The organism is Micromonospora sp. NPDC002411 (assembly GCF_053592955.1).
Genome location: NZ_JBSFBM010000366.1, coordinates 1 through 6,438, shown reverse-complemented (window position 1 = coordinate 6,438; position 6,438 = coordinate 1). Strand labels below are relative to the sequence as shown.

Below are 6,438 nucleotides of genomic sequence, written 5' to 3'. Positions count from 1 at the left end.
GGCCAGCACCGGCGACAACGGTCGGGCCAGGTCGACGGCTGCGGCGAGCCGGGCCAGCAGGGGCGCCCCGGCGTCCTCCCGGGTCAGCGCCCGCAGCACATCCAGGGCCAGCACGTTCGTGGTGCCCTCCCAGATCGGCAGCACCTGGGCGTCGCGCAGCAGGCGGGGCACGCCGGTGTCCTCCACGTAGCCGGCCCCGCCGAAGCTCTCCACGTACTCGCTGGCGGAACTGACGGCCAGTCGACCGGTGGCCAGCTTCGCCAGCGGCGCCACAATCCGCAGCTCCGCTGCGGCCACCGGATCGGCACCGACCTCGACCCGCCCGAGCAGGGCGAACGCGTGCCCAGCCAGAGCGAACGCGCCCGCCGCGTCGACCGCCAGGGTGCCCAGGGTGGCCCGGTGCAGCGGCGAGGACACCAACGCGCCGCCCGCGACGTGCCGCACGTCGGCGTACGCCCGGGCGTAGGCGAGACCCCGTCGCATCCCGCCCGCCGCCGCGGCGGCGTTGTGCACCCTTGTCACCACGACCAGGGTCATCGCCCGGACCAGACCGGGGACCGCCGGGTCGCCCAGCGGCAGCGCGTACGCGTCGTGCAGACCGATCTCGGCGGTCGGCAGCGCCCTCGTGCCGAGCTTGTCCTTGAGGCGGTGCACCGTGACACCCGGCGCCGGCGCTCCCGGGGCGGTGCCGTCGGCCAGCGGTGAGTCGACCGCGTACCGGGGAACGAGGAACGGCGCGAGGACCCGGCTGCCGCGCCCGGCGCCCTCGGGTCGGGCCAGCGCCACCGCCATCGCCGCGTCGGCGGCGGAGCAGAACCACTTCTCCCCGGTCAGCCGCCAGGAACCATCCGCCGCGGGCCGGCCGATCGTGCTGGAGCGGCCCAGGTCGGAGCCGCCCTGCGCCTCGGTCATCCACTGCCCGCTGGTGATCGCCTCGGCCGGGTCGGTGGAGATCAGCCGGGGCAGCCACGCGTCCCGGATCCCGTTGTCCACCTCGGGCAGGCTGAGCAGCGCGGCAGCCCCGTCGGCCATCGCCACCGGGCAGGAGAACGTCGCCGACTCCGGCCCGTACAGGTGCAGCAGGGCGTGCTGCACCACCCGAGCGGCGGCGCCCCAGGTGCCGCGCGCGTCCGGCAGGTAGGGCAGCGCCACCACCGCGTGCCGGGCGGCGGCGGCCCGCTGCGCCTGCCAGCCGGCGGAGGTGTCGATCCGGTCGACCCGCGCACCCCACGCGTCGTAGCGGACCAGCGTCGGCGGGTGCGCCTCCGCGTCGGCGTGCGCCGCGCGCAACGGCCCGGCGACGTCGGCGGCCAGGTCGGCGAGGCGGCCCTTCGCGGCGGCGTGCCCGGCCGGGCCGAGGTGACGCTCCAGCCAGGACCGCAGCAGGCCATCACCGGCGTACGGGTCGACGGGGGGTGGTACCGGCTGAACGAAGCGGCTCATCGATCGGCTCCTGGCACTGCTCGGGGGTGTGCGCCGACGGTAGACGATCCGTGGCCGCCGCGAACAGTGTGAGTCCCCGGACCCGATTTTCCGCTTGTCGTACCTCGGTGCGACGACGTTCTCTACGGTCGGTAGTCGTGGGTGCCGGTCAGTCGTGGAGCCGACCGGCCCGGCGCAGCCGCCCGATGCGCACCGGGTTGGCGTTCGCCGGGTTCGGTGTGGCGCTGTGCTGCGTCGGGGTGGCCGGCCTGGCCGCCTGGAACCTGCAGACCGTCCGTCAGGCCGCCGGCCCGATCCGGGAGACCGCCGACGGGTTCTTCAGCGAGGTGACCCTCGGCGACAGCGACCGGGCGTACGAGCGGCTCTGCGAGGACGCCCGCAGCAGATGGAGCGCTGTCGGCTTCACCAGTTGGGTGCGTACCCCGCCGATGGTCACCGACTACGAGATCACCGACGTGTCGGTCGCCACCCGCAGCGGCCGACCGCAGGGCACGGTGACGGTGAAGGTGACCCGCGACGGTGGACTCAGCGAGGAACGTCGCCTGCCGGTGGTCCGCGAGGGCGGAGACTGGCGGGTGTGCGGTGACCCCTTCTGAACCGCCGGCCGTCACCCCGGCGCATCCCGGGTTGCTGCGCATGCGCAAAGGGGTCCAACCGACCACCTCAACCGAGCTGTTCTTCGACCTGGTCTTCATCTTCACGATCACCCAGCTGTCGCACTACCTGATCGAACACCCGGGCTGGCGTGGTGGCGGACGTACCGCGCTGTTGCTGGCGCTCGTCTGGTTCGTCTGGGTCTACACCACCTGGCTGACCAACTGGCTGCACCCGGACCGGGGTCCGGTGCGGGCGATGTTGATCGGGGTGGCGCTGGGCAGCCTGCTGCTGTCAGCGGCGATCCCGCAGTCGTTCGCCGGGACCGGCCTGCTCTTCGTGGTGGTCTACGTGACCCTGCAGGTGGGCCGGACGATATTCGCGTTGTGGGCGGTGCAGGGCACCCCATGGCTGGTCGACGGCTTTCAGAAGTCGCTGCCGTGGATAGTCGGGACGTCGGTGCTCATGGTGGTCGGCGGCCTGGTCGGCGGGGCCGCCCGGGAGGCGTTGTGGGCGTCGGCGGTCGTGCTCGACGTGGTCGGCCTGTTGATCGGCTACCCGTTTCCGGGGCGGGGGCGTAGCCGCCCCGAGCGGTGGATGGTGGAGGGCGGACACCTGGCCGAGCGGTGCGCGGCGTTCGTCCTGATCGCGCTGGGCGAGTCGATCCTGGTCACCGGCATCACTCTCACGTCGAACCTCAACCGGGTGACGTCCGGCGCGTTCCTGCTTGCCTTCGCCGGTTCGGTGGCCCTGTGGTGGGTGTACTTCGCCCGCTCAGCCCCGGCCGCGACGGAGGTCATCGCCCACGCCGGGGACCGCACCGGCGCGTTGAGCCGGGTGGCGTTCAACTTCCTGCATCCCGTGATCGTCGCCGGTGTCATCGTCACCTCGGCGGGTGACGAACGGCTGCTGCGCGAGCCCGGCGCGCCCGCCACCGAGGAGGTCGTGATGCTCACCCTGGGCGGCCCGGCGCTGTTCCTCGCGGGACACGCCGCGTACCAGGCGTTGCTGTGGCGGACCCTGCCGACCAGCCGGATCACGGCGGTGGTGGTGCTGCTGGCGCTGATGCCGGTCTGCGTGGGGCTCGGGGTTCCGGTCGCGGGGTGCGCCACGGTGGCGGTGGTGGTGACGATCGCCGTGATCGTCGCCGACCGGTTCCGGGGTGTTCAGTCGCGGGGGCCCAGGTCGCCGCTGCGGTAGTGCCGGCGGCACAGCACCTGGTAGCGCACCTCGGCGGTGTCCACGGTGTCGCCGATGACGACCTGCGCGCCCTCGCGGACGACCCGCCCGTCGACGACGCGGGCGTTGAGCAGCCCTTCCCGGCCGCACCAGCAGAGCACCTCGACCTGGATGCGGGCCACCTCGTCGGCCAACTCGAAGAGACGTTGCGCGGCGGGGAACAGGCTGGACCGGAAGTCGGTGGCCAGCCCGAACGCGAACACGTCGACGTCGTAGCTGTCGACCAGCTCCGCCATCTGCTCGACGTGCTCCACGGTGTAGAAGCACGCCTCATCGCAGATCAGATAGTCCACGCGTACCCCGTCGGCCCACCGCCCGCGCACCAGGGCCCGCAGGTCCAGGTCGTCGGTGACCTCGATAGCCTCGTGGGCCAGCCCGATGCGGGTGGTGACCTGCGGGCCCAACGACCTGTCGATGCGGGTGGTGACCAACCCCCGACGACCCTGCCGGGCGTGGTTGTAGTTCATCTGCAGCGCCATCGTGGACTTGCCGCAGTCCATCGGCCCCCAGAAGAACTTCAACGCCGCCGCGTGCACCGGCCGCCCGTCCAACCCGCGCGCCGCCGCGCACCCGGCCGGAGCGTGCGGCTGACCGGGGAACGGGTGGGCGAGGCAGGTCGGGGCGGTGGTGGCGTCGTCAGTCACGGTCGGGCAGCCTAGCCGATCGGCCACTCCTGATCTGTCGGGCGCGGGATGCGTGCTCAGAGCACCCGCGGCGGCGTGTTGCCCGCGGCGACGATGGCACGGCGCATCGGTACGGCGGCGAGAAGCAGGAAACCGACCACGAAGAAGATCAGCAGTGAGACCAGGCCCACCCGGTAGGAGGAGGTGAGCTGGAACACCAGGCCGAAGGCGAGCGGACCGAGCCAACTGGTGCCCTTGTCGCTGATCTCGTAGAAGCCGTAGTACTCGCCCTCCTTCCCGGTGGGGATGAGCTGGCTGAACAGCGACCGGCTCAGCGCCTGGCTGCCGCCCAGCACCAGGCCGATGGCCGCGCCGAGGACCATGAACGGCACGGGCGCCTCGGCGGGCAGCCGAAACGCGGCGATGATCACACCGGTCCAGAGCACGAGGCTGAGCAGCACGGTCTTCCACGCGCCGATGCGCCGGGCCAGCGCGCCCAGGCTCAACGCTCCGCCGAAGGCGAGGAACTGCACCAGCAGGATCGTGATGATCAGGGTGCTCTGTTCCAGGCGCAGTTCCTCGGTGCCGTACTGGCTGGCCAGGGTGATGACGGTCTGGATGCCGTCGTTGTAGACCAGGAAGGCGAGCAGGAAGTACAGCGTCAGCGGGTACGCCTTGATCTCGCGGACGGTGCGGCCGAGTTGGCGGAACCCGTCGGTGAGGACGTTGCCGCCACCGGTCAGCGCCGCCGCCGACGGGCGCTCGCGCAGCCACCGCAGCGGGACCAGCGTGAACAGCGCCCACCAGACTCCGGCGGACACGATCGACCAGCGGGCCAGGTCCAGGGTGCGTTGCGGGTTGTCACCGTCGTCGAGCAGGGTGATCGCGACCAGGTTGAGCGCCAGCAGCAGACCGCCGCCGAGGTAGCCCAGCGCCCACCCGCGACTGGAGATGCCGTCGCGTTCGTCGGGGCCGCCGAGCTGCGGCAGGAACGAGTTGTAGACCACGATCGCGGCGCCGAAGGAGATGTTGGCGACCAGGAAGAGCGCCCCGCCGAGCAGGTAGCGGTCGCCGGTGACGAACGCCATCGCGATGGTGGCGCCGGCGCCGGTGAACGCGGCGCCGCCGAGCAGCCGCTTCTTGTGCGCCGACCGGTCCGCGATCGCCCCGATGACCGGCAGCACGAACACGGTGAGGAACACCGACAGCGAGATCAGGTACGGGTAGTAGGACCCGGCGGCGACCTTGATGCCGAGCGGGTACACGAAGCCGTCGCACGAGTCCGCGCCCAGCTCGCAGCCGGCCGCCACCTCGGCGACGGTGGTCAGGAACGGGCCGAGGAACACGGTGATGACGGTGGTCTGGAACGCGGAGTTGGCCCAGTCGTAGATGTACCAGCCCCGACGCTCCCGGCGGGTGCTCGCGGGAGGCGGAGTGTCGTCCACCGTGGGGGTCACGGTCTCGGCCATCGGGGGTCCTTGGAATGGCTCAGGCGGCCCAGTGGCCGCGGCTGCGGTAGACGTCGCGCAGCACGCCGACGTGATCGGTCATGATGCCATCCACGCCACGATCCAGTAAGTCGTGCATCTGGGCGGGTTCGTCGATCGTCCAGACGTGCACCTGCAGGCCGATCCGGTGGCAGTAGTCGAGGAACCGGCGGTCCACCACCGGCACCCGCCCGTAGCGGGGCGGCACCTGCGCGGCGACCACCGACGGGGGCAGCCGCAGTGGGCGTCCGTGCAGGGAGGCGAGGCGTAGCCGGGCGACGCCCCGCATGCCGAGGCTGGTGGCGACCCGCCCCTCGGTGAGCGCGCGCATCCGGGTCAGGCGGGCGTCGCTGAACGAGGCGAGCAGCACCCGCTCGCCGGCGGCGGCCCGGGTCACGGTCGAGACCGTCGGCTCGACGCCGCCGTCGGCCTTCACGTCGATGTTGAAGCGGACCTGCGGCCAGGCGCCGAGGACCTCGTCGAGCCGGGGTACGACGGCGGCGCCGGCGACGCGTACCGAGGCGAGGTCTGCCCAGCTCATCTCGGCGATGCGCCCCGGTTCGCCGGTGACTCGCTGCAGCGTCGGGTCGTGGAAGATCACCGCGACGCCGTCCGCGGTGGCGTGCACGTCGGTCTCCACGTACCGGTAACCAAGCCCGATGGCCCGGGCGAACGCCTCGGTGGTGTTCTCGTCGCCGTCGGCGGCGCCGCCGCGGTGGGCGAACGCCAGCGGCGCGGGCGCGTCGAGGTAGCCGGATCGGGTCAGCACGCGACGCAGTATGCCCGCCGCTGGTGGAGCGCGGGTGACCTACCGGCGAAGATCAGGCCAGGGACGCCGGGCCTGCGGCGCGGGTGGCCACCGGCTGTCCTTCTCCGCAATGGTGGCCGGCCCCGCGTCCACGCTGGTCTGACCGGTGCGACCGTGCCGTCTCCGTGACCGGCCGGGATGCTCCCTCCCGGCAGCGCGACCAGACGGCCGTCCTGCTCGCGAAGCTCGGTCAGGTCACGCACCTGCGCGAACGCGACGAGACGCTCGTCGGCCCGGTTCTCCC

At 72.4% G+C, this 6,438-nt stretch carries 6 protein-coding genes; 2 read left to right on the top strand and 4 right to left on the bottom strand.

Translation table 11 applies throughout. The features are described from left to right. On the bottom strand, positions 1–1,443 hold a 1,443-nt coding region (locus ACWCO3_RS29715; RefSeq protein WP_450013191.1), incomplete at its 3' end, for an acyl-CoA dehydrogenase family protein. A gap of 137 nt (positions 1,444–1,580) precedes the next feature. On the opposite strand from ACWCO3_RS29715, the gene ACWCO3_RS29710 reads away from it, so the two are divergent. Together ACWCO3_RS29710 and ACWCO3_RS29705 are read left to right on the top strand one after the other, a co-directional pair. Beyond that, complete coding sequence (locus tag ACWCO3_RS29710) at positions 1,581–2,039, top strand: Rv0361 family membrane protein (protein WP_425280534.1); 459 nt, start codon at positions 1,581–1,583, stop codon at positions 2,037–2,039. Between the two features lie 40 nt (positions 2,040–2,079). Next, positions 2,080–3,237, top strand: a complete 1,158-nt coding sequence (locus tag ACWCO3_RS29705; RefSeq protein WP_450013188.1) for a low temperature requirement protein A — start codon at positions 2,080–2,082, stop codon at positions 3,235–3,237. On the opposite strand, the gene ACWCO3_RS29700 is transcribed toward ACWCO3_RS29705, so the two are convergent. From ACWCO3_RS29700 to ACWCO3_RS29690, 3 genes are read right to left on the bottom strand one after another with little or no spacing between them, the layout of a single operon-like run. Then, positions 3,204–3,920 carry a thymidine kinase gene (locus ACWCO3_RS29700; RefSeq protein ID WP_145781814.1) on the bottom strand — a complete coding sequence of 239 codons (717 nt, stop codon included), beginning with the start codon at positions 3,918–3,920 and terminating at the stop codon, positions 3,204–3,206. The two genes, ACWCO3_RS29705 and ACWCO3_RS29700, sit on opposite strands and share 34 nt — an antisense overlap. Positions 3,921–3,976: 56 nt before the next feature. Beyond that, the gene (locus ACWCO3_RS29695) at positions 3,977–5,368 is read right to left on the bottom strand and encodes an MFS transporter (protein WP_145781812.1); all 1,392 of its coding nucleotides are present in this window, start codon (positions 5,366–5,368) and stop codon (positions 3,977–3,979) included. A gap of 19 nt (positions 5,369–5,387) precedes the next feature. Beyond that, positions 5,388–6,155, bottom strand: a complete 768-nt coding sequence (locus ACWCO3_RS29690) for a glycerophosphodiester phosphodiesterase (RefSeq protein ID WP_145781810.1) — start codon at positions 6,153–6,155, stop codon at positions 5,388–5,390. Positions 6,156–6,438 lie beyond the last annotated feature (283 nt).

What these genes read in the sequence shown, in the direction of transcription:
- ACWCO3_RS29705 (WP_450013188.1), top strand. Translation starts at nt 2,080, where the DNA reads ATGCGCAAAGGGGTCCAACCGACCACCTCAACCGAGCTGTTCTTCGAC.
- ACWCO3_RS29695 (WP_145781812.1), bottom strand. Translation starts at nt 5,368, where the DNA reads ATGGCCGAGACCGTGACCCCCACGGTGGACGACACTCCGCCTCCCGCG.